General features: G+C 63.9%; 18 protein-coding genes. 10 read left to right on the plus strand and 8 right to left on the minus strand.

The annotated features are described in order from the left end of the window. Window positions 1-90 precede the first annotated feature (90 nt). Window positions 91-1,464 carry an MFS transporter gene (locus N7568_RS21290; protein WP_261611750.1) on the minus strand — a complete coding sequence of 458 codons (1,374 nt, stop codon included), beginning with the start codon at window positions 1,462-1,464 and terminating at the stop codon, window positions 91-93. A gap of 276 nt (window positions 1,465-1,740) precedes the next feature. After that, entirely contained in the window at window positions 1,741-2,547 is an 807-nt protein-coding gene (locus N7568_RS21295) for an IclR family transcriptional regulator (RefSeq protein ID WP_261611751.1), read from the minus strand. An 83-nt stretch (window positions 2,548-2,630) separates the two neighbouring features. Here N7568_RS21295 and N7568_RS21300 point away from each other — a divergent pair, with 83 nt between their 5' ends. The 4 genes from N7568_RS21300 to N7568_RS21315 all read left to right on the plus strand — a co-directional run bounded on the left by N7568_RS21300 (window position 2,631) and on the right by N7568_RS21315 (window position 6,655). Beyond that, the gene (locus N7568_RS21300; protein WP_261611752.1) at window positions 2,631-3,527 is read left to right on the plus strand and encodes a LysR family transcriptional regulator; all 897 of its coding nucleotides are present in this window, start codon (window positions 2,631-2,633) and stop codon (window positions 3,525-3,527) included. Between the two features lie 111 nt (window positions 3,528-3,638). Next, window positions 3,639-3,971, plus strand: coding sequence for a YciI family protein (locus N7568_RS21305; RefSeq protein WP_261611753.1), 333 nt, complete (start codon window positions 3,639-3,641; stop codon window positions 3,969-3,971). A 9-nt stretch (window positions 3,972-3,980) separates the two neighbouring features. Next, window positions 3,981-5,030, plus strand: a complete 1,050-nt coding sequence (locus N7568_RS21310) for an alcohol dehydrogenase catalytic domain-containing protein (RefSeq protein ID WP_261611754.1) — start codon at window positions 3,981-3,983, stop codon at window positions 5,028-5,030. Further along, window positions 5,027-6,655 (plus strand): FAD-dependent oxidoreductase, encoded by a 1,629-nt coding sequence (locus N7568_RS21315; protein WP_261611755.1) that lies wholly within the window; start codon window positions 5,027-5,029, stop codon window positions 6,653-6,655. The genes N7568_RS21310 and N7568_RS21315 overlap by 4 nt, the downstream gene beginning before the upstream one ends. Window positions 6,656-6,729: 74 nt before the next feature. Here the strand turns inward: N7568_RS21315 and N7568_RS21320 are convergent, their stop codons facing one another. Continuing rightward, entirely contained in the window at window positions 6,730-7,461 is a 732-nt protein-coding gene (locus tag N7568_RS21320; RefSeq protein ID WP_261611756.1) for a glutamine amidotransferase, read from the minus strand. Window positions 7,462-7,627: 166 nt separating this feature from the next. Here N7568_RS21320 and N7568_RS21325 point away from each other — a divergent pair, with 166 nt between their 5' ends. After that, on the plus strand, window positions 7,628-8,854 hold the full coding sequence (locus N7568_RS21325; RefSeq protein ID WP_261611852.1) for an MFS transporter: 1,227 nt from the start codon (window positions 7,628-7,630) through the stop codon (window positions 8,852-8,854). A gap of 170 nt (window positions 8,855-9,024) precedes the next feature. After that, complete coding sequence (locus tag N7568_RS21330; RefSeq protein ID WP_261611757.1) at window positions 9,025-10,350, plus strand: ammonium transporter; 1,326 nt, start codon at window positions 9,025-9,027, stop codon at window positions 10,348-10,350. Window positions 10,351-10,436: 86 nt separating this feature from the next. Here N7568_RS21330 and N7568_RS21335 read toward each other — a convergent pair whose 3' ends face one another. Beyond that, a complete protein-coding gene (locus N7568_RS21335; protein WP_261611758.1) occupies window positions 10,437-11,033 on the minus strand; it encodes a J-domain-containing protein in 597 nt (198 codons plus the stop codon). A gap of 121 nt (window positions 11,034-11,154) precedes the next feature. On the opposite strand from N7568_RS21335, the gene N7568_RS21340 reads away from it, so the two are divergent. Beyond that, window positions 11,155-11,742, plus strand: a complete 588-nt coding sequence (locus N7568_RS21340; protein ID WP_261611759.1) for a hypothetical protein — start codon at window positions 11,155-11,157, stop codon at window positions 11,740-11,742. Window positions 11,743-11,854: 112 nt separating this feature from the next. On the opposite strand, the gene N7568_RS21345 is transcribed toward N7568_RS21340, so the two are convergent. After that, entirely contained in the window at window positions 11,855-14,152 is a 2,298-nt protein-coding gene (locus N7568_RS21345; protein ID WP_261611760.1) for a SulP family inorganic anion transporter, read from the minus strand. A gap of 224 nt (window positions 14,153-14,376) precedes the next feature. Here N7568_RS21345 and N7568_RS21350 point away from each other — a divergent pair, with 224 nt between their 5' ends. The 3 genes from N7568_RS21350 to N7568_RS21360 are packed head-to-tail and all read left to right on the plus strand — an operon-like array spanning window position 14,377 to window position 17,545. Further along, window positions 14,377-15,450 (plus strand): acyl-CoA dehydrogenase family protein, encoded by a 1,074-nt coding sequence (locus tag N7568_RS21350; protein WP_261611761.1) that lies wholly within the window; start codon window positions 14,377-14,379, stop codon window positions 15,448-15,450. After that, window positions 15,444-16,802, plus strand: a complete 1,359-nt coding sequence (locus tag N7568_RS21355) for a PIG-L family deacetylase (RefSeq protein ID WP_261611762.1) — start codon at window positions 15,444-15,446, stop codon at window positions 16,800-16,802. Before N7568_RS21350 ends, N7568_RS21355 begins: the two co-directional genes overlap by 7 nt. Continuing rightward, entirely contained in the window at window positions 16,799-17,545 is a 747-nt protein-coding gene (locus N7568_RS21360; protein ID WP_261611763.1) for a glycosyltransferase, read from the plus strand. The genes N7568_RS21355 and N7568_RS21360 overlap by 4 nt, the downstream gene beginning before the upstream one ends. On the opposite strand, the gene N7568_RS21365 is transcribed toward N7568_RS21360, so the two are convergent. The 3 genes from N7568_RS21365 to N7568_RS21375 all read right to left on the minus strand — a co-directional run bounded on the left by N7568_RS21365 (window position 17,542) and on the right by N7568_RS21375 (window position 19,082). Further along, the gene (locus N7568_RS21365) at window positions 17,542-18,120 is read right to left on the minus strand and encodes an adenylate kinase (protein WP_261611764.1); all 579 of its coding nucleotides are present in this window, start codon (window positions 18,118-18,120) and stop codon (window positions 17,542-17,544) included. The genes N7568_RS21360 and N7568_RS21365 overlap by 4 nt on opposite strands. Before the next feature lie 102 nt (window positions 18,121-18,222). Next, window positions 18,223-18,720, minus strand: a complete 498-nt coding sequence (locus tag N7568_RS21370; protein WP_261611765.1) for an SRPBCC family protein — start codon at window positions 18,718-18,720, stop codon at window positions 18,223-18,225. After that, on the minus strand, window positions 18,717-19,082 hold the full coding sequence (locus tag N7568_RS21375) for an ArsR/SmtB family transcription factor (protein ID WP_261611766.1): 366 nt from the start codon (window positions 19,080-19,082) through the stop codon (window positions 18,717-18,719). The genes N7568_RS21370 and N7568_RS21375 overlap by 4 nt, the downstream gene beginning before the upstream one ends. Window positions 19,083-19,096 lie beyond the last annotated feature (14 nt).

The raw sequence follows: 19,096 nt of genomic DNA on the forward strand, positions 1-19,096 counted from the left end.
GTGACCACCCCGTGCCGGCCGGTGCCGGGCGGCCGGGAGGTGCCGGGCGGCCGGGAGGTGCCGCCCGGCGTCGTGGTTTATGGCAGTCCGTCAGCTCACGGGCTGGCGGGGTTTACCGAGGTCCTCAAGCGGGACGTTGTAGGTCTCCCGGGCCGTCATGATCGCGATTGCCGAGGCCGCCAGGCAGAGGATGGTGAAGCCGGCTACCGGCATCCAACCATTCGGCCCGGGCTGTGCCAGGAGCGTTGCAATGGCTGGTGCGAATCCGGCGAGGATCAGCCCGATCTGGCTGCCGATCGCCATACCGGAGTAGCGGACAGCTGCGGGGAACATCTCCGGGAAGAAGACCGTCCACACGCCGTTCCAGCATGAGTAGAAGACGGTCATGTTGAGGAATCCGAAGAGGAAAATCAATGCGATGTTCTGCTCGCTGATGGCCCAGAAGTAGCCGATGGTGGTTAATGCGCAGCCCAGCGCTCCCACCAAAAGCACCTTCTTCCGGCCAATGCGGTCCGAGATCATGGCAGAGATGGGGATAGTCACCATGGAGAGGCCGATGGTCACGGCGTTGACGGTGAGCATGAGCGTGCGGTCGATGCCCACGGCGGGGCCCGTGGCGTAAGCCAGGGCGTACACCGTGAACGTGGTCTGCATAACGGAGAAAAGCATCACCACACCCACGCGCAGGACGTCGCGCCACTGGGTCTTCAGAACTGCGACGGCGGGGATGGACTTGGGTTTGTTGTGTTCCACGATCTCTTCGAAGACGGGAGGTTCGTCCAGGCGGGTCCGGATCCAGTAGGCCACTGCCAACACCACCACCGACAACCAGAACGGTATCCGCCAGCCCCAGCTGAGGAGCTGGTCCTCCGGAAGGGCCGCCAGCGGGATGAAGACGATCGTGGAGAGCACCATCCCGGAGGCGTAGCCGGTCATCACGAAACTCGTGAAGAACGCGCGTTTGCCTTCCGGGGAGTGCTCCATGGTGAGCGTTGATGCGCCTGCTGCTTCAGCGCCGGCGGAGAATCCCTGGGCCAGCCGGCCGACCAGCAACAACGCTGTTGCCCAGTAACCGATCTGACCGTAGGTGGGCAGGAATCCGATGCCGATCGAGGCGACGCCCATGATGACCAGCGTGACCATCAGCGCCTGCTTCCGGCCGATCTTATCGCCGTAGTGGCTCATCACCAGGCCACCCAACGGCCGGGCGAGATAGCCGACACCAAAGGTGGCCATGGCTCCAAGCAGTGCCACCACGGGATCGCCGCCGGGGAAGAAAATCTTGGGGAAGATCAGGGCAGCGGCAGTGCCGTAGATGAAGAAGTCGTAGTACTCCAGGGTGGATCCAAGGAAGGAGGCGAGCGCCGCCTTTTTGGGCATTTTGACGTGTTCAACCGGCTCTGTTCCAAGCGGCGAGGCCGCATTGTTGACGTCCGAGGGCGAGTGCTGCTGCACGTGTCCCATACTGTCTCCTCATTGAGTGCCGCGGGAAGTGGCACCGCCATGGTGCCTTGCCCGGCAAAGTATTAGATGAGGCTCGGATCGCCGGCTGCCGTTTTGTTGTGCAGCCCATCCGGTGGCCGCTGATAACGGCTCCTGAATGTGTGCTCCAGATCACAGGCGATTGTTCCTCTGGGATCGACTGTAGGACTCCGGTCACATAGCGTGGGGAAACTTCCCGTTGAACGGGACGGGAGTGCGAAGGGCTGGAGCGTGCTGTCGGCTGGAGCGTGCTGCGGGCTAGGAAGAACCGGCGTGGGCCAGCCAGGGACGGGAGCCATAAGGCCGACGCTCGGCGCCCATGGTCCGGGACAGGCCGCGGCCTGCGGCCACCAGTACGGGCAGGATCAGCCCGGCGTCTTCGTCAACGGAAGGCACGACGACGGATATCGCACCTATGACTGCCTGGCCTTGGCCAAACACCGGCACGGAATAGGCTGTGTTCTCCTCCACCAGGACACCGACCAAACGGGCATAACCACGCTCCCGGATGAGGGCAAGCTGGCTCCTGACGCGGACGGGATCGGTCTCCGTGGCAGGCGTGGTTTTCTCCAGCTTTCCGGCCAGGAAGCGGTCCTGAACCCAGCCGGGCATGTGCGCCATCATGGCCATACCGGATGACGTGGTGTGGATGTCCAGGCGGCCTGCCACCTGAGCCAGGTTCATGACCGTTCCATGCCGGTCAAGGCGTTCGAGGTAGAGCACACTGTTGGTCTCCACATCTGGAATGGAGAGGGCCACGTGTTCCCTGACAGCGGCGTGGACACCTTCCAGGAACGGCAGTCCGCGGCGCCGGAATTCTTCCAGGGGGTTGCTGCGGGAGGCCAACTCCCACATCTTCATGCCAACGCCGAACTCTCCCACTGCATTACGTTCCAAGAGTCCGCTGGCTGCCAAATCCATGGCCAGGCGGTGCACCGTACTGCGGGACATACCGGTGATCCGGACCATGTCCTTCAAGGGAAGCCAGGGCTGCCCTTTGGAGAAGGCATCCATGATTTTCACGACGCGTTCAATCACGGACTCCCCCGACGCCGAGTTTGCCATGATGCCTCCTTATTGATCCCCGTCCACCGGGACGTCAAACCCAATATAGCCTTGCACTGGACTCGTAAAACCTGGGAGGCAACGTGGAACTGCGGCAGATTGAGGCGTTCCTGGCTGTGGCTGAGGAGTTGCACTTTGGCCGGGCAGCAGAGCGGCTCCGAATGGCGCAGTCCCCACTAAGCCAGACCATCAAGAAGCTTGAAAAGAGTCTGGGTGCACAGCTCTTTGAGCGAAACACCAGATCGGTAACCCTTACCGCGGCAGGCCATTCCCTGGTGCCACACGCACGCAGAATCCTTGACGAAGTGGACCTCGCGCAGAGGGCAGTGAGCGCCGGCACCGGGACCGTCTATGGCAAGCTTGCCATCGGTTTCTCGGGAGCCCTGAACCACGCCACCCTTCCGCCGCTGACGCGCGCACTGCGCCAGCGCTACCCCCAACTCGACGTGACACTGCACGGTGGCCTTCTGACCCAGGAGGCCCTGCAGCAATTGGGCAACGGCGTTTTGGACCTGGCATTCATCGGCCTTCCCATCGACGCACCCACCCTGGCCACCCGCCGCATTGCCACTGAGCGCCTGGGAGTAACCCTGCCGGCAGACCACCCGCTCGCCGGGCAGGCATCGGTGGAGATGGCCGAGCTCGCAGGCGACCCGTTCATCACCATGCCCGCCGCGCAGGGGTCCACCCTCCGGGAGGTCACCTTTGCGGCCTGTGCTGCGGCAGGGTTCCGTCCCAGAATCAGCCAGGAAGTCTCCGATCCCTACACGGCGCTTTCCCTCGTAGCCGGAGGTGTGGGAATCAGCCTCATGCCCGAATCCATTGAGGGAATCATGCCTGCCGGTATCGTCTTCCTGCCTCTTGACGGCGACGACGTCCTGCTGTTTTCCGGGCTTGCGTGGAACCCCGGCGCAACGTCCCCAGCTGTCCGGTCCGCACTCCAGCTGGCTGAAGAAGTGCTGCCCACCCCCGCAGACTAACCACTATGTGAATTTCGCACATAGTTATAGACCAACTAAGTATTGGACAAGACGTAATAGCGTGCCCAGCATTGAGGAAAGCCCCACCTACTCAATGAAGAGGACAACCTCATGGCCACTTTCGCTGTCACCTACGCCTATTCCGATTCAACCTCCGCCGGCCGTGACGTGGTCCGGCCTGTTCACGTGGAGTTCCTCAAATCCCAATTCGAGGACGGCCGGCTCTTGAAAAGCGGCCCCTTCGGTCCTGAGGAAGCACCCGGCGCCCTGCTGATCATCGCCGGTGACTCCAAGGCCGACGTCGAATCCCTCATGGATCAGGACCCGTTCCACAAGGCCGGTCTCATCGAGGAACGGACGGTACGCCAATGGAACATCTTCTTCGGCGCTGACACCACGGTGCCTGCCGAACAACCCGCTGTGCAGCCCGCCGCGCAGAACTGAGGTCCCCGAATGCTCTCCGCCGTCACCGTCTCAAAACAAACCATCGAATTTCGGGAGTCCCCTGAGCCCGCCCTCGAGCCGGGCCACGCTTTGGTCCGGGTCCACAACGTCACACTGTGCGGCACCGACCTCCATATCTGGGAGGACGACTACCCCACAAAGCTGCCCCTGATCCAAGGCCACGAGTTCTCCGGAATCGTGGAGGCCCTTGCGCCGGAAGGTACCTACGGTTTCGCCATTGGCGACCGCGTGGCCGTCAATCCCATCATCTACTGCGGCAAGTGCCGCCCATGCCTGACAGGCCGGTATAACGTCTGCCAAAACGTGGGCTGCCTGGGTTGCTACTCGGACGGCGCTCTCGCCGAACTGGTCAGCGTTCCCGTCGACAAGCTCTGCCCGGTGCCGGACGGACTTCCGCTGGACATCGCAGCCATGGGAGAACCCGCATCCATCGCCATGCAGGCCGTCAATCGCGGCAGGCCCGAAGCCGACGAAACCGCGCTGGTCTTGGGAAGCGGGCCCATCGGACTGCTGGCCACGCTGTATCTGACCGAGCTCGGAGTGAAGGTGGTTTGTGCCGACACTGAGCAGCACCGCCTGGAGCTCGCCGTGGAATTCGGCGCCATGGACACCCTGCTGGTAACGCCCGGGAGCGAGTTCCCGGATGACCACCAGGCTTGCCGGCTGGAGACGATGACCGACGGCTACGGGCCCCAGTTGGTCATCGAGGCCACAGGTGTCCCTTCGTCTTTGGAGAACGCCATCCGGCTTGTTGCGAGCGCCGGGAGGATCGTCCAAGTGGGCATCTCATCCCGCCAGGCCAACGTCTCCATGAAGGACATCCCCTATAAGGAGCTGGACATCATGGGAAGCCGGATGAGCCTGAATCTCATCCCGGACGGCCTTGCCCTGCTGGCCCGGCACCCCGAACAGGCCCAGGCCCTCATGACCCACCGCTTCGCCTTCGCGGATTTGCAACAGGCCTACCACCTGATGCAGGGACGCACCGAGAAAATCGGCAAGATCCTCATCGGGATGCCGGCAGGAAACGTCGCATGAGCACCCCAATCCTCACTGCAGCCAGCCAGCTCAACGCAAGCTACGACGTCGTGGTCATGGGCAGCGGCGCGGCCGGTCTGGTGGCTGCTGTCCGCGCGGCCGATGCCGGACTTAGCGTCCTGGTCGCCGAAAAGGCCGCCCTGCTCGGCGGTACGACTGCCGCTGGTGGCGGCGTGATGTGGGCACCGAACAATCACCTCGCCAAGGCCGCCGGGTACCAGGACAGCCATGCCGACGGCGTCGCTTACCTTTCGGAGGCAGCCGGTCACGTGATGACGGCTGAGGAGATCGAATGGTATGTCGCCACTGCGCCGCGGGCCGTGGAGTTCCTCAACCAGAACACCAAAGTATCCATGGTCCCCATCGCCCGCCCGGACTACCACATGGAGTGGAAGGGATCTGCGAATGGCGGCCGGGGGCTGGACAACAACGCGTTCGATCCCCAGGAATACCCGGGGCTGTCGGAGCTGATCCGGCCCTCGTCCTATTTCCCGTTGCTCACCATGACCGAGCGCGATGAACTCAATGGCCGTGCTGCTGATCCGTCACTTTTGGAGCACCGCGCGTCCACTGGGATCCGGACCATGGGCGGGGCACTCGTGGGGAGCCTTCTTGCGAGCGCTTTGGACCGTGGCGTGCACATCGTCGTGGCCAGTCCTGTGGAGGACTTGTCGCGAACAGGGACCGGCTGGCAGGTGACCCTCGGCGCTACCGGGGCGGACGCGCCCGTGGCCGCGACCGCCGTCGTGCTGGCGTCTGGAGGGTTCGAGTGGAACCCTCGGCTCCGCAGCGCGTTCCTGCCGTATCCGGTGACGCCTATCAGCGCACCTTCCAATGAGGGCGACGGCCTGGAGCTTGGGCTGAAGGCCGGAGCGGCTGTGGAGGACATGTCCGCCGTGTGGGGCGTTCCGGTCATATCGACGGCGGCTCACCGGTACGACGGACAACGGTCAGGCCGCATGGGTAACGTGGAAATGACGCTTCCGGGATCCATCACCGTGAACAGCGACGGGAAACGTTTCGTCAACGAAGCCCTCAACTATCACGACGCCAGCCGGGTTTTCGCGTCCATCAACCCGCATACGGGCAGGCAGCAGAACAACCCGGCATGGCTGGTGTTCGACTCGACTTACCAGGCCAAGTACCCGGTGGCCGGGTCGTCGCCAGGCCAGCCCGCTGAGTGGATGGTGTCTGCGCCGGGCTTGGAGTTGTTGGCCTTGGAATTGGGCATCAATCAGGCCGGGCTCGCCGCCACTGTTGCGCGGTTTAACGCCGACGCCGCTTTGGGCGTGGACACGGAGTTCGGCCGCGGTGCCACTCCCCAGGATCGTTTCCTGGGCGATGCCGGGAACACTCCCAACCCTTGCTTGGCGCCCCTGCTCAAGGCTCCGTTCTACGCCGTTCCCATCCGTGCAGGGGTCCTGGGTACGTCGGGCGGGTTGGCCACAGACTTCAACGGGCGAGTGTTGGACCATCGGCAGCAGCCCATCGCAGGACTCTATGCAGCAGGCAACGTCTCAGCCGGGGTCTTCCGGAACAACTACCCCGGCGGCGGGGCGACACTCGGGTCAGCGATCACGCGGGCCTTCGCGGTGGGGGAGGATCTCGCGGCCCGGCTGAAGTAGATCCCACGTTGCGAGGCCCGCTCTGCACCCAATACCAACGCCAAGCCCCGCAAAGCAGGCCTCACAACACACAACTAGCGGGCGTAGCGCTCCGTGAAGTTCCGGAGCACGCGCATGGGCTCTGTCACGGACGACTGGCGCGCCGTTTCGATGAGTTCATCGGCGGTGTGCGGGGGAAAGTATCCGGAGTTCTTGTAGATGTTGATGCGGGTGATGAGACCGTCGGCGTCGAGTTCGGGGTGGAACTGCGTGGCGTAGAGGTTGTTCTTGATCCGGAACATATGGACCGGGCAGGCTGCTGAACCGGCGAGCAACACGGCGTGTTCGGGCAGTTCGCTGCAGGCTTCCTTGTGTCCGACGAAAGCGTCGAACGTGTGCGGGACGCCCCGAAGCATGGGGTCGCGCTCCCCCTCCGCGGTCAGTTTGATCTCAGTAGGCCCAACCGGTTCACCAAAGCGGCGGTCGATCACAGCGCCCTGATGCACACCCAAGGTCCCCACGCCGTAGCAGGCACCCAGGAACGGGAAGTCCTGGGCCACTATCCGGTCCAGCAACGACGAGAGCTCCGCCTCAACCCTTATCTGGGCTGCACTCTTCTCCTCCACAGGATCGCTGGAGGTGTAGGGGCTGCCACCAACTATCACGCCAGAGTAGTCAGACAGATCCAGGGGCGGCAGCGGAGTGGATTCCAGCCGCACACGGACCAGTGCTTCCGGCTTGAGCCCGCAGTACCGGAGGTAGGCCTGGTACTCGTCGTCGGCTGCGGCATCTTCGGCGCGGGTGGCCAGCAATAGGAAGGGCTTCACATGCCCAGTCTGCGCGAGGAATGGCTGGGCCACAAAGTGTGTTGGCAGCAAAGGGGTGTCTGACAGAGACTCCCTCAAACCGGCGTGGGTCAATAGCCTGATAAAGATCCCCCGTTACGCACCCCTATGACTCATCCCTGAGGAGCAGTCTTTGAAGCAGGACCCTTTGGCCGTCGGTACGCAAGCGCCCGAGGCGTCAGTTGCTGAAACACAACAACCTCAGAAGATCCCCTGGGGTGGCCTCTTGGTGCTCGCCGCCGCTGGCTTCACTGCCGTGACCACGGAGCTGCTGCCCTCAGGTTTGCTCCCCCAAATCAGCCGGGATCTCGGAGTAGATGAGTCAGCCGTTGGTTCGCTGACTGCGGTGTACGCGGCAATCATCGTTTTTACTGCCCTGCCGTTGTCCCGGTTCCTGGCCGGAAGAGTGCCCCGGAAGACCCTGCTCATTGCTACCGTTCTGGCGTTTGCCCTCAGCAATGTCCTGCTCGCTCTGAGCCCCACCTTGGGTTGGGCGATTGGAGCCAGGCTCTTGGGCGGCATCGCCCACGGCATGTTGTGGTCCAGCATGGCCCCGTACGTGGCGCGCATCGTCCCGGCGCACTCTGTGGGCAAGGCCATGGCCGTAGTATTCAGCGGCAACAGCATCGCACTCGCCGTGGGGGCTCCGATCGGTACGTTGATGGGGTCGCTGATGACGTGGCGGGCTTCATTCATGGTGCTCGCCGGCGTTGGCGCGCTTCTGGCGGTGTTGGCTTTCTGGCTCCTTCCTGGCGCCCATGATCAAGCCAGCCAAAAAACCCCGTCGCTGCGTGCAGCCATGAAGTTGCCGGGTGTCATCGCTGTGGCCATCGCGTGGCCGCTCTTGCTGCTGGCTCACTTCACGCTGTTTACCTACGTTGCTCCGTTCCTCCTTGCCTCCGGGTTGCCCGAATCCGCGACGAGCCTTTCCCTGTCCGTGGTGGGAGTCGCCAGCTTGGTGGGCATCTGGATCGCCGGCATGACGGCTGACTCGCGCCCGCGCGCCTCGGTGATTGCCGCCGTCGGACTCTTGACGCTCGCGTTCGCCCTTCTGCCGGCGCTGGGCGGCACATGGGTGGGCGCGTTTGGCCTGATGACTTTGTGGGGCATCGCGTTCGGCGCAGTGGGTATCTACAACCAAGCGGCGATCCTCCGTGCGGGCGGCGAGCACAAGGACGCTGCCAACGGCCTCACAGTGGTGACTATCCAGCTGGGTATCGCCGTCGGGGCTGTGTACGGGGCCTTTGCCCTCACGGCTGTTGGTGCCCAACTGGTACCGCTGGCCGCAGCGATCCCCACTGCGATCGCGCTGGTGATCATCATCTCCAGCCGCCGCGGCGGCTACCCCGCGGGGCCAAGGGAGAAGCGCCGTTAACATTCCCGAAACACGCCAGTGACGTGATCTTCACGAGCCGGGGATTTCTGTAACTTACCTGCAACTTAGCTCTTCTGAGCCTGAAACATAGCTCACCGAATATTGATCGGGGGGTTGGTGTGGGCCGTGTAACAACGGCCCCGTTTCGGACAAGCTTGAAGGGAACGCAGGTGGAGATCTCTGCGCAACACGTCTGGCTGATGTTGTCATCGGCAATGGTGCTATTCATGACCCCGGGCCTCGGCTTGTTCTACGGCGGCATGACCCGCGCCAAGGCTGCGCTCAACATGATCATGATGAGCTTCATCTCGGCGGGCATCGTGGGTGTTGTCTGGGTCCTGTGGGGCTACTCGATGACCACCGGCGACGGGTTCCTCGGCCTGTTCGGCAACCCCTTCGCGCACTTCGGGCTCCAGGACCTCATGGGTTCACCTGACCTCATCAAGGCAGGCTTCGCAGCAACGTTCGCCATCATCACCGTTGCCCTGATCAGCGGTGCGATCGCCGACCGCGCCAAGTTCGGCGCATGGGCACTGTTCGTGCCGATCTGGGTCACCGTGGTCTACTGCCCGCTGGCGTACATGATCTGGGGCGGTGGCCTGATGAGTGCAGGCGGCGCCCTCACTGAAATCTTCGGCCAGGTCATCGACTTCGCCGGTGGCGCAGTGGTTGAGGTGAGCTCCGGAACCGCCGCTTTCGTCCTCGCCTTGATCGTGGGAAAGCGTCACGGCTTCGCCAAGGACCCCAACCACCGCCCGCACAACGTTCCGTTCATCATGATCGGCGCAGCAATCCTGTGGTTCGGATGGTTCGGTTTCAACGGCGGCGCCGCAACAACGGCGGAGCAGGCAGGCCTCATCTGGGTCAACACCCTGGTCACCCCGGCGGCGGCCATGCTGAGCTGGCTGGTGGTGGAGAAGGTCCGTCACGGTCACCCCACTTCCTTGGGCGCGGCGTCCGGAGTGGTGGCCGGCCTCGTGGCCATCACCCCGTCCTGTGCCAACATCACCCCGCTCGCAGCTCTCGGCCTGGGTTTGGTGGCCGGCGCTGCCTGCGCAGTGTTCGTTGACCTGAAGTACAAGTTCGGCTTTGACGACTCCCTCGATGTTGTAGGCGTGCACTTCGGCGCAGGTGTCATCGGCACGTTGTCGCTGGGCTTCATCGCCTTCCCACAGGACGGTGTGGCCGGCGGTCTCCTCTACGGTGGCGGCCCGCAGCAGCTCATTGCCCAGACCATGGCAGTGCTGGTCACCATCGTCCTGTCCGGGCTCGGCACGCTGGTCATCGGCCGGGTCATCCACAAAACCATCGGTTTCCGGGTGGCGCACGAGCACGAAGTCACCGGCGTGGACCTCACCCAGCACGCCGAGTCCGCCTACGAGTTCGGGCTCACCGCGCACGGCCATTTCCGCCAGCAGCAGGCGCACCTGTCGGCCCTGATCAAGCGGAAGCCTGAAGAGGCCCGGCCGAACGCCAAGGAAGACAGCTTCGCCTGACGGCACCACAAACAAACAGCAGCCGACGGCGGAACCTGGGTTTCGCCGTCGGCTGCTGTTGTGTGCGCCCCACCCAAGGAGGTCGGTTAGACAGAGCCGTTCCAAAGTCGCTGCCACCACGTTCGCCCGGTGTCCGGAGCGGGTTCGGGCTCAGGTGGAGCCTCAGCCGCCCTTCGCGAGCGCCATCGTTGCAGCTCGGCCTCCACGTCGCGGAGCTTGGTGACCACGGGTGGGCCACCTTGGAGTTGCCGCCGCGCCTCGATCACGCGTTTGTTGAAGTCCTCGAGGATGTCCCGGACCTGTTTGTCGGTGTACTGCTGGTCCAGCTTGGCGTCGAGTTCGGAGTCCTCGATCCGCAGCAAGATCGCAGGAGGGCCGATCCCGCTCAGTTGTTCGCGCTGAATGAGGCCCTTGACCCACCAGTCGGGGTCGTAGTGCTCCCCCAAGCCTGGGATGGGTTTTCCGGCGTATTTGAGGTTGTCGAATTTGCCTTGCTGCATGGCATCCCGGATCAGGTACTCAACCCGGGCGGCGTCATCCACCTTGCGGCGTTTCTCGCGTTCCTCGGCGTCGGCGGCCTCGAGCTCCGCGTCTTCCTCCGCGTTGCCGCCCCATCCACGCACCGCCCTCAGTTCCGCGCCGCGCTCGAGCTTCCGCCTGAAGGCATTGTTCTCGGGATTCACTGTGCTCGCCACCTCCTCACACGGCAGCCCTGGCCTGCCGGAAACCGTGATTCTGCGTCCAGTATTCCGCAAGGTGTGGGGCGCGTGCGAGGCCCAGGCGGCTGGTGGCTAGCATGGGGCCATGGAGTCCTTCACCTGGTCCAACGCCACCACCACCAATTCCGCGGAGACTTCGGTGGCCGTCCTCCTTCCGGGATCGGGCTACCCGGTCCACGGTCCCGTCCTCTTCTGGGTTGGTGAATTGCTTGCGGCGATGGGTTGGCACGTCCAAGCGGTCAGATGGACTCCCGATGACGAGCCTGGTTCCGATCCACATGCTTTTGCAGCGCGGGCGGCAGAGCATGCCTTTGCCGCCGCGCCCTCGGCACATCAACGCCTGGTTGTTGCGAAGTCGTTCGGGACCTTGGCGATCCCCTGGGCCGAGGAAACACAAACGGCGGGTATCTGGCTCACGCCGCTGCTGACTGACATGACGGTCAGGGAGACGATCGGTCATACGGACAAAGCCGACCTCTTCATCGGCGGGTCCGAGGACAAACTCTGGGATGGCGGCCGGAAGTCGGAGTCGGCGGGGACATTTGTTGAAGTTCCCGGCGCGGACCACTCCCTCCAGATCCCGGATGACTGGCGGGCCTCGCAAGAGCTCCAAGCGGGCGTCTTCGGCACGATTGAGGAATTCGTTAGGGCCCTGCCGGGCGCGGGCGCTTAAGCCGGTACCGCCACCACCCTCTTTGACGGCGAGCCAGCCACGACACGCCGTAAATAGCGGCGTGCCGGGACTGAAAGGGGCTCAAAGTGGGTGGCGGCGGCCCGGCGCCAAACTAGGAACGGACAGCCATGCTCGGATCCAGCTGCTCGATGCCTTCGGGAGTCACCAGGACAACCCGTGCCGTGCAGATGTCGTAGAACAGACCCGTCGCCTGCACCTGACCGGAGGCAAGGGCCGGGCCGGTGACGGGGTGCTCCTCAAGCTTCCGGAGCTGCACCGCAATGTTCACCATGCTCAGCTGATCCAACCGGCTGTACCCTTCGGCCTCGGCTGCACGGGCAACTGGGTGGCCGTCGAGCAGAGCCGAGTAGCTTGGCCGTGCGTGTTCCAGCCAGGTATCGAAACCGGCCCCTAATGCAGGAGCAGAACCCTCGGCATCAGCAATGACGGCCTTCATGGCACCGCAGTTGGAGTGCCCGCAGATCACGATCGAATCGACCGACAGCGCCTTGACCGCAAAGGACAGCGCCGAGTCGATGGAGGCATCCCTGCCGTCGCTGCACACCACGTTGCCGATGTTCCGCAGCGTGAGGAGATCGCCTGGCCCGCTACTCGTGATCAGGTTGGGGTTGACCCGGGAGTCGACGCAGGCCACGAACAGCGTGTCCGGATTCTGTCCTTCGGTGAGGTCCTGAACCAGGGGTCGGACCTTGTCTGCGTGCCGGCGATGGTATTTGTCGATGCCCAGGAGGATCGACCGGAGCGGAAGCTGCCCGCCGTCGTCGTCTGCTTCAGCCACCGATTCAGAAGGCAACCACGATGTGCGCGGCGGAAGCGGGAATTCGCGCAAGTCCTGTCGCTGGGGAGTGTTGTCCTCGGCGTCAGTGAAGGCGGTGGTGCCGTGTTCTTCGAGGATCACCGAGGCGCCGGTATTGCGGTGCTGTTTCTGCCAGGCCACCAACGCTTCGCGGAATGCATGGTCCAGGTAGTCGGCGTTGAGTTCCACCACGACGTCCCGGCCTTCGGGCACGGAATGGAGGACCCGGTTGAGCCGGGGCAGCGCGAAGAAGCTGCACGATCCGGCAATGGTGACGCGCCACGGCAAGCCCGAACCGGCGGGCGCGTGAGCGTGGATCTGCGCCCGGAGCACACGCCACAGGACACAAAGGGCGGCGAGAGCGAGGCCAATGATGACGCCTTCAAGCAGGTTCAGGACCACCACGCACACCAGGGTGACGCTGTACACCAGGAGATCGCCGGTGCGGAGGCTGGTCCGGATGTCGGCAACTTTGATGAGCTTCGCGCCGATGACCAGCAGGAGACCCGCCAGCACTGACAACGGAATGAGTTGGATGAGCCCGGCGAAAAGTGCGGAGAACACGAGGACCCAGACGCCGTGCAGGATGGCGGAGGTGCGGCTCTTCGCGCCCGCTTCAACGTTGGTGGCGCTCCGGACGATCACCCCGGTCACTGGGAGTCCGCCGAGCATGCCCGAGACAACGTTCGCGGAACCTTGGCCCACCAGTTCGCGGTTCAGGTTGGTGCGCGAGCCACCGTGCATCTTGTCGACGGCAACGGCGGAGAGGAGCGATTCGATGCTCGCGATCAGGGCCACCGTGATGACAGCCATGCCCGCAGCGCGCCAATTGCCGTCGGGCAGGCTTGGCAGGGCGACGGCGTCGAAGATGGAGCCGCTGAAACTGATCCTCCCAACGGTCGGTGCGACAGCAACGGAAAGCGCCGTGACGGCGACGACGGCGGCAAGCGGACCGGGTATCTTCCGCACCGCGGCGGGGAGGAACTTCCAGGTCAGCAGGATCGCGACGACAGCCAGTCCCAGCAACGCCGAGTGCAGTTCAACATTGGTAATGGCTGCTGGGAGCGCGGTGAGGTTTTCGACGGCGGATCCAGCAGCCTGGCCGCCCAACAGCACGTGGAGTTGCTGCAGGATGATGGTGATGCCGATGCCCGCGAGCATTGCCTTGACCACCACGGGCGACACTGCCAGCGCGGCCCGGCCAATGCGGCTGACACCCATGAGTAATTGCACGACGCCGGCAGCAGCGGTGATCGCGCATGTCACCTGCCAGCCAAATTCGGCAACCAGACCGGCAACGACGACGGTCAGGCCGGCTGCGGGGCCGCTCACCTGCAGTGGGGAACCACCCAGGCTGCCAGCAACAATGCCGCCGACAGCTGCGGCGATGAGGCCGGCCATGACGGGGGCTCCGGATGCAGCGGCGATGCCCAGGGAAAGAGGAAGTGCGACGAGGAAGACTACGAGCGACGCGGGAAGGTCCACACCGAGGTTGCTGAGGAAGCTTGGCCTGGCTGCACCTTTGCCCGGGTTCTTTCCCGGCGGGCTGTGTGAATCAGTGGGGACGGTGGCGGCTTCGTTGGGCTGCGGCATGAGTGGTTCCTTGGGCTTGGGAATGCTGACCCTTCCAAGCTACGAAACTTGTCACCGTTAATGACAACAACTTGTGACAAGCGTGACAAAAGCTGTGAAAATGCGCTTCATGTTGGGACCAATGGGAACTTTCGTGGGGGCGGAGCGCGTTGGGCATCCTGGCGGCGACTATCTCTCGCTTCCACTGCCCGCACACTAAGGCTCCTTAGTTTAGGCTTGGGATCATGAGCGACACCGAAGCCCACCCCGTACGCATCAGTTCCGAGCCCGTCCAACTACAGGCGCTCGAGCCGATGCTGGAAAAGGTGCGGGCAGCAGTGGGCGACGTCCCAGCGCTGCTCGCCATCGCCAAGGAAATCGGGCTGACGGCCCCTAAGCCCGGCGAGGGAAACACCGCCAAGCTCTGGGAGCTTTTGGCTTCCGTCACGGCAGTGGACGTTGCGGCCGGACGGGTCCTTGAGCCTCACTTGGACGCCGTCGCGATTCTGGAGCAGGCTGGGGACCACAAGGAGCCGGAAGGCGTCTGGGGAGTCTTCGCCGCCGAAGGCCCCGGATTGAAGCTCGAGGCCAAACGAGACGACGCCGGAACCTACGTCCTCAACGGATCCAAACCGTGGTGCTCGCTCGCCTCGCACCTGGATGGTGCCGTGATCACCGCCCACGCCGAAGACAACACCCGCGCGGCCTTCGCCGTCAACCTCAAGCACCCCGGAGTGTCCTGCGAAACTCCCGCATGGACCAGCCGCGGGCTGCAGGAAATCCCGAGCGGCACCGTCCACTTCGACCAGGTTCCCGCAACACCGGTCGGCGGCGAGGGTTGGTACTTCAAGCGCCCCGGCTTCGCGTGGGGAGGCATGGGCGTGGCTGCTTGCTGGCTTGGCGGAGCCGTCGCCGTGGCCCGGGACTTCAAAACCGCGCTGGCGAAGGGCGCGGACAACGGCAGGGAACCGGACCAGATCGCTCTCGCCTCCTTGGGCGAGGTGGACAGGATCATCACGTCCGTCACCGGGTACCTGGCCCAAGTGGCAGAGCGAATCGACGCCGGCGAGCTGGACGGCTCCAGCACCAACAGCCCCAGCGCGTGGAGCGAAGCCTTGCGTGTCCGCGGAACGGTAGCCGCCGCCGTCGAGCGTGTCCAAACCGTGGTGACGCAGAACCTTGGTCCTGCGCCGCTGGCCTTCAACGAAGCCTATGGCAAGCGCATGGCCGACCTGGCCTTGTATATCCGCCAGCACCACGCCATGCGGGACGACGCCCAACTGGGCGCCCTGACCCTGAAAGGAGACCGGCAATGGTGACTTTCTCGCACGCGGACACTGGGACGTCCGAGCAGGAATGGGCAGCATCCGGGGTTGCCGCCCTTCCCGAATTGCCGCTGGATGAAGCCGAACTCGCGGCCACGACCTTTGTGGTGCTGGCAGCCCACCCGGACGACGAAACCCTGGGCGCCGGCGGCTTCATGGCCAGACTGCACGCTGCGGGCGCGGCTGTCGAGCTGATCCTGTGCACTGCGGGCGAGGCCTCGCACCCGGAATCGCAAACGACGACGCCGGAACAGCTTGCCGCTGTCCGGCTCACTGAGTTCGACACGGCCGTGTCCGGGTTGGCACCCAGCGCGACCTGGCGGTTTCTGGAACTCCCCGACGGGCAGTTGGCAGCAAACGCAGACCGGATCGCCGAAGCGGTGCGCGACGCCGTATCCGGGAAACCGGCGGAGAACGTCGTCATTGTGGCCCCCTACCGTTCAGACGGGCACACGGACCACGACACCCTGGGCACTGTCGCGGCCGAAGTCGCGACACAGGGAGGCCACGGACTCCTCGAATACCCCATCTGGTACTGGCTGTGGGCAGGAACCGCGGACACTGCGTGGAATGACTGGGTGCGGGTGCCGCTGAGCCACGAAGAGCAGCAAACCAAGGCCACTGCAATGCACACCCATGCTTCCCAAACACAGCCGCTATCCAGCCAGCCGGGCGACGAGACGCTCCTTTCGGCGACGTTCCTGGAGCACTTCACGAGGCCATGGGAAACCTTCGCGTGGCACCCGTCCAAGGCGGGCAGCAACTCCGCAGCAGACGCAGAGCGGATATTCGACGAAGTCCACTCCCGTGAAGATGATCCCTGGAGTTACACCACCAGCTGGTACGAACGGCGGAAGCGTGCACTGACCCTGGCCGCCCTGCCCGGGGAAACGTATGATTCCGGTCTGGAACTGGGTTGTTCCATCGGTACCCTCAGCGAGGAGCTCGCCCGGCGTTGCCGGGCATTCCTCGGCGTAGATGCGAGCAGCACGGCGCTGGCCCAGGCCTCAGAGCGCCTCGCCAAGTACCCGTCAGCAGAGACCAGGCAGCTCACCATCCCGCATGAGTGGCCCGAAGGAACGTTCGACCTGGTGGTGTTGTCCGAGACGGGCTATTACCTTTCGCCGGAAGAGCTCACCGAACTCCTGGCCAGGATTCAGTCATCAACCCAACCTGGAGGAACGCTCCTTTTGTGCCATTGGAGGCACCCGATCTCCGGCTGGCAATTGGACGCAGAAGCGGTACATACCATGGCCCGCACCCACCTCGGCTGGCCCACCCACGGGCTGTATCGCGAGAAGGACTTCATGCTGGAAATATTTCTTGCCCCGGACAACGTGCCATGACGAAACCAGAACCGGGGCGCATCAATAGCATCGTGGTGGTGATGCCTGCCCACAACGAGGACCGACACATCGGCAAGGCACTCGCGGCCCTGAAGACCGCGGCCGATGCCCTGCAAAGGCAGCAACCGGGAATCAAGGTCTCAATCTCCGTGGTCCTGGACAGCTGCACGGACCGCTCCGCCGGCATCACGGCCGCCTACGCCTCAAGCGACCCCCGCTTCAGCGCCGTCAACGTGAAGCTGAGAAGCACTGGCGCCAGCCGCGACTCGGGCATCCGGGCAGCCTTGGATCGCCTGCCCGCTGATGGAACTGCGAATACTTGGGTGGCTACTACCGATGCCGACTCCACGGTTCCGGAACACTGGCTGGTGCGGCAGGTGGAATTGGCCAACGCGGGAGCCGACGCGATCCTTGGATCCGTCGAGCCAGACCCCGAGGACGTGGATCCGGCAGTCCTGGGACGCTGGCTGGAGCTACACCCGTTTCTCGAGGACCACCCCCACATCTACGGGGCAAACCTGGGAATCCGGGCCTCTGCCTATGTGGCCGCGGGTGGTTTTCCAAAGCTACGGTCCCACGAGGACCGGGTCCTTATTGAACGCCTGCACCGGCACGGGTTCGTGGTCACCGCAACAGACACAACCCGGGTGGTGACCTCCGGGCGGATGCAGGCCCGGGCACCAGAGGGATTCGCGGCATATCTTCGCGCTCTTGGCGCCGAGCTTCCGGCTGCAACCGGCTAAGCCGCCAGGGCTCTTTCAACGGCGGCGATCGCGGCGGTTGTAATGGTTTCCCGCTCTCCGGATCCATCCAAGGGCAGCAGGATCCCGCGGTTTGAATAGGCCGTCAGCACAGGCTGCGTTTCATCGCGATACAACTCCAACCGACGCTGAATCACGGCTTCGGTATCATCGCTTCGTCCCTGCTCGTGAGCGCGGCGGAGCATCCTGGCCAGCAACTCGTCGTCCGCGGCAGTGAGCGCCAGAACGGCTTCCAAAGGCTGCCCCCGAGCTGCAAGCATCTCGTCCAGGGCACCAATTTGGATGACTGTTCTCGGGTAGCCGTCCAACAGAAACCCGTCGGCGGCGTCGGCCTCCTCCATGCGCAGCTTGAGCATGTCAGTGGTGACATGGTCCGGCACGAACTCGCCTCTTTCCATATACCCGCCGGCTTCCAGACCGAGTTCCGTCTTGTCACGCACGTGCGCGCGGAAAAGGTCACCCGTGGAGATGGCAGGAATCCCAAAATGCCTCGCGATGTGCTCGGCCTGCGTGCCCTTGCCGGAACCCGGAGGCCCCATGATGATCAATCGCGCCATGTCACTGGTCCGTTTCGAGAGGCGGCCGGGACTTAAACCATACGCCGACGACGACGGGAGGCACCCGTCGTCGTCGGCATCTTTTCGCTGCTGGTCCGGTGATCAGGCGTTGGCAGGCTCCTCCAGGAGGGCGTCGATCTGGCCGATTGCTTCTTGCAGGCCTTCTTCCATGCCCATTTCGGCCATCTTCTGCATCTGTTCTTCGGATTCGAAGGTGGAAGTGAGCGTCATTCGGGTGCGGTCGCCAACGGGTTCAAGTTTCACGGTGGCGTGGGTGATGCCAAGCTCATCCACGGGCTCACCGTGCTCGTCGGCGAAGCCGTCGTCGAACTCCAGGTGGTCAGGTGCGTTGACGGCGGTGAACTTCCACCATCCGCGGGCCTTGGTGCCGTCGGGCCCGGTCATGTAATACGCGGCCTTGCCCCCGGCGGTGAACTCATGCGTCTCAAAAGTGGCGGGCCAAGTGGGCGGCCCCCACCAGCGCTCGAGCTGCCGCGGGTCCTCCCAGATTCTCCAGACGCGCTTCACTTCGGCATCGAATTCGGCGACGACGGTGAGGCTCAGGGCCTCAACATCCTTGTCTACGCTGACAACAGTCATGGCAGATCCCTTTCATCATCTTCAGCGAGTATGTCCCCGATCCGGGCGGCGCGTTGCCGCCAGATCATTTCGAATTCATCTAACAGATGCCGGGCTTTTTGCAGTCCATCATGGTTTCCCCGCACGATCTGCTCCCTCCCACGCTTCTCCTTGGTCACCAGGGAGGCCCGTTCCAGGACCGCAACGTGTTTCTGCACGGCCGCGAAACTCATGGCGTAGAGGGCAGCCAGCCCGGAGACGGAGTACTCCCCCGCCGTCACCCTGGCCACGATGTCCCGGCGTGTGGCATCGGCCAACGCCTGGAACAAGCGGTCGAGTTCGAGGTCTTTTTCGGGTGCTGGACTGAGCTGATCTACAACCATTTGGTTGTACGATA

Origin of the sequence: Paenarthrobacter aurescens (assembly GCF_025421775.1) — a bacterium.
GTDB lineage: Bacteria > Actinomycetota > Actinomycetes > Actinomycetales > Micrococcaceae > Arthrobacter > Arthrobacter aurescens_B.

What these genes read in the sequence shown, in the direction of transcription:
- N7568_RS21375 (WP_261611766.1), bottom strand. Translation starts at nt 19,082, where the DNA reads ATGGTTGTAGATCAGCTCAGTCCAGCACCCGAAAAAGACCTCGAACTC.
- N7568_RS21350 (WP_261611761.1), top strand. Translation starts at nt 14,377, where the DNA reads ATGAGCGACACCGAAGCCCACCCCGTACGCATCAGTTCCGAGCCCGTC.
- N7568_RS21315 (WP_261611755.1), top strand. Translation starts at nt 5,027, where the DNA reads ATGAGCACCCCAATCCTCACTGCAGCCAGCCAGCTCAACGCAAGCTAC.
- N7568_RS21345 (WP_261611760.1), bottom strand. Translation starts at nt 14,152, where the DNA reads ATGCCGCAGCCCAACGAAGCCGCCACCGTCCCCACTGATTCACACAGC.
- N7568_RS21365 (WP_261611764.1), bottom strand. Translation starts at nt 18,120, where the DNA reads ATGGCGCGATTGATCATCATGGGGCCTCCGGGTTCCGGCAAGGGCACG.
- N7568_RS21360 (WP_261611763.1), top strand. Translation starts at nt 16,799, where the DNA reads ATGACGAAACCAGAACCGGGGCGCATCAATAGCATCGTGGTGGTGATG.
- N7568_RS21340 (WP_261611759.1), top strand. Translation starts at nt 11,155, where the DNA reads ATGGAGTCCTTCACCTGGTCCAACGCCACCACCACCAATTCCGCGGAG.
- N7568_RS21355 (WP_261611762.1), top strand. Translation starts at nt 15,444, where the DNA reads ATGGTGACTTTCTCGCACGCGGACACTGGGACGTCCGAGCAGGAATGG.
- N7568_RS21305 (WP_261611753.1), top strand. Translation starts at nt 3,639, where the DNA reads ATGGCCACTTTCGCTGTCACCTACGCCTATTCCGATTCAACCTCCGCC.
- N7568_RS21295 (WP_261611751.1), bottom strand. Translation starts at nt 2,547, where the DNA reads ATGGCAAACTCGGCGTCGGGGGAGTCCGTGATTGAACGCGTCGTGAAA.
- N7568_RS21290 (WP_261611750.1), bottom strand. Translation starts at nt 1,464, where the DNA reads ATGGGACACGTGCAGCAGCACTCGCCCTCGGACGTCAACAATGCGGCC.
- N7568_RS21370 (WP_261611765.1), bottom strand. Translation starts at nt 18,720, where the DNA reads ATGACTGTTGTCAGCGTAGACAAGGATGTTGAGGCCCTGAGCCTCACC.
- N7568_RS21310 (WP_261611754.1), top strand. Translation starts at nt 3,981, where the DNA reads ATGCTCTCCGCCGTCACCGTCTCAAAACAAACCATCGAATTTCGGGAG.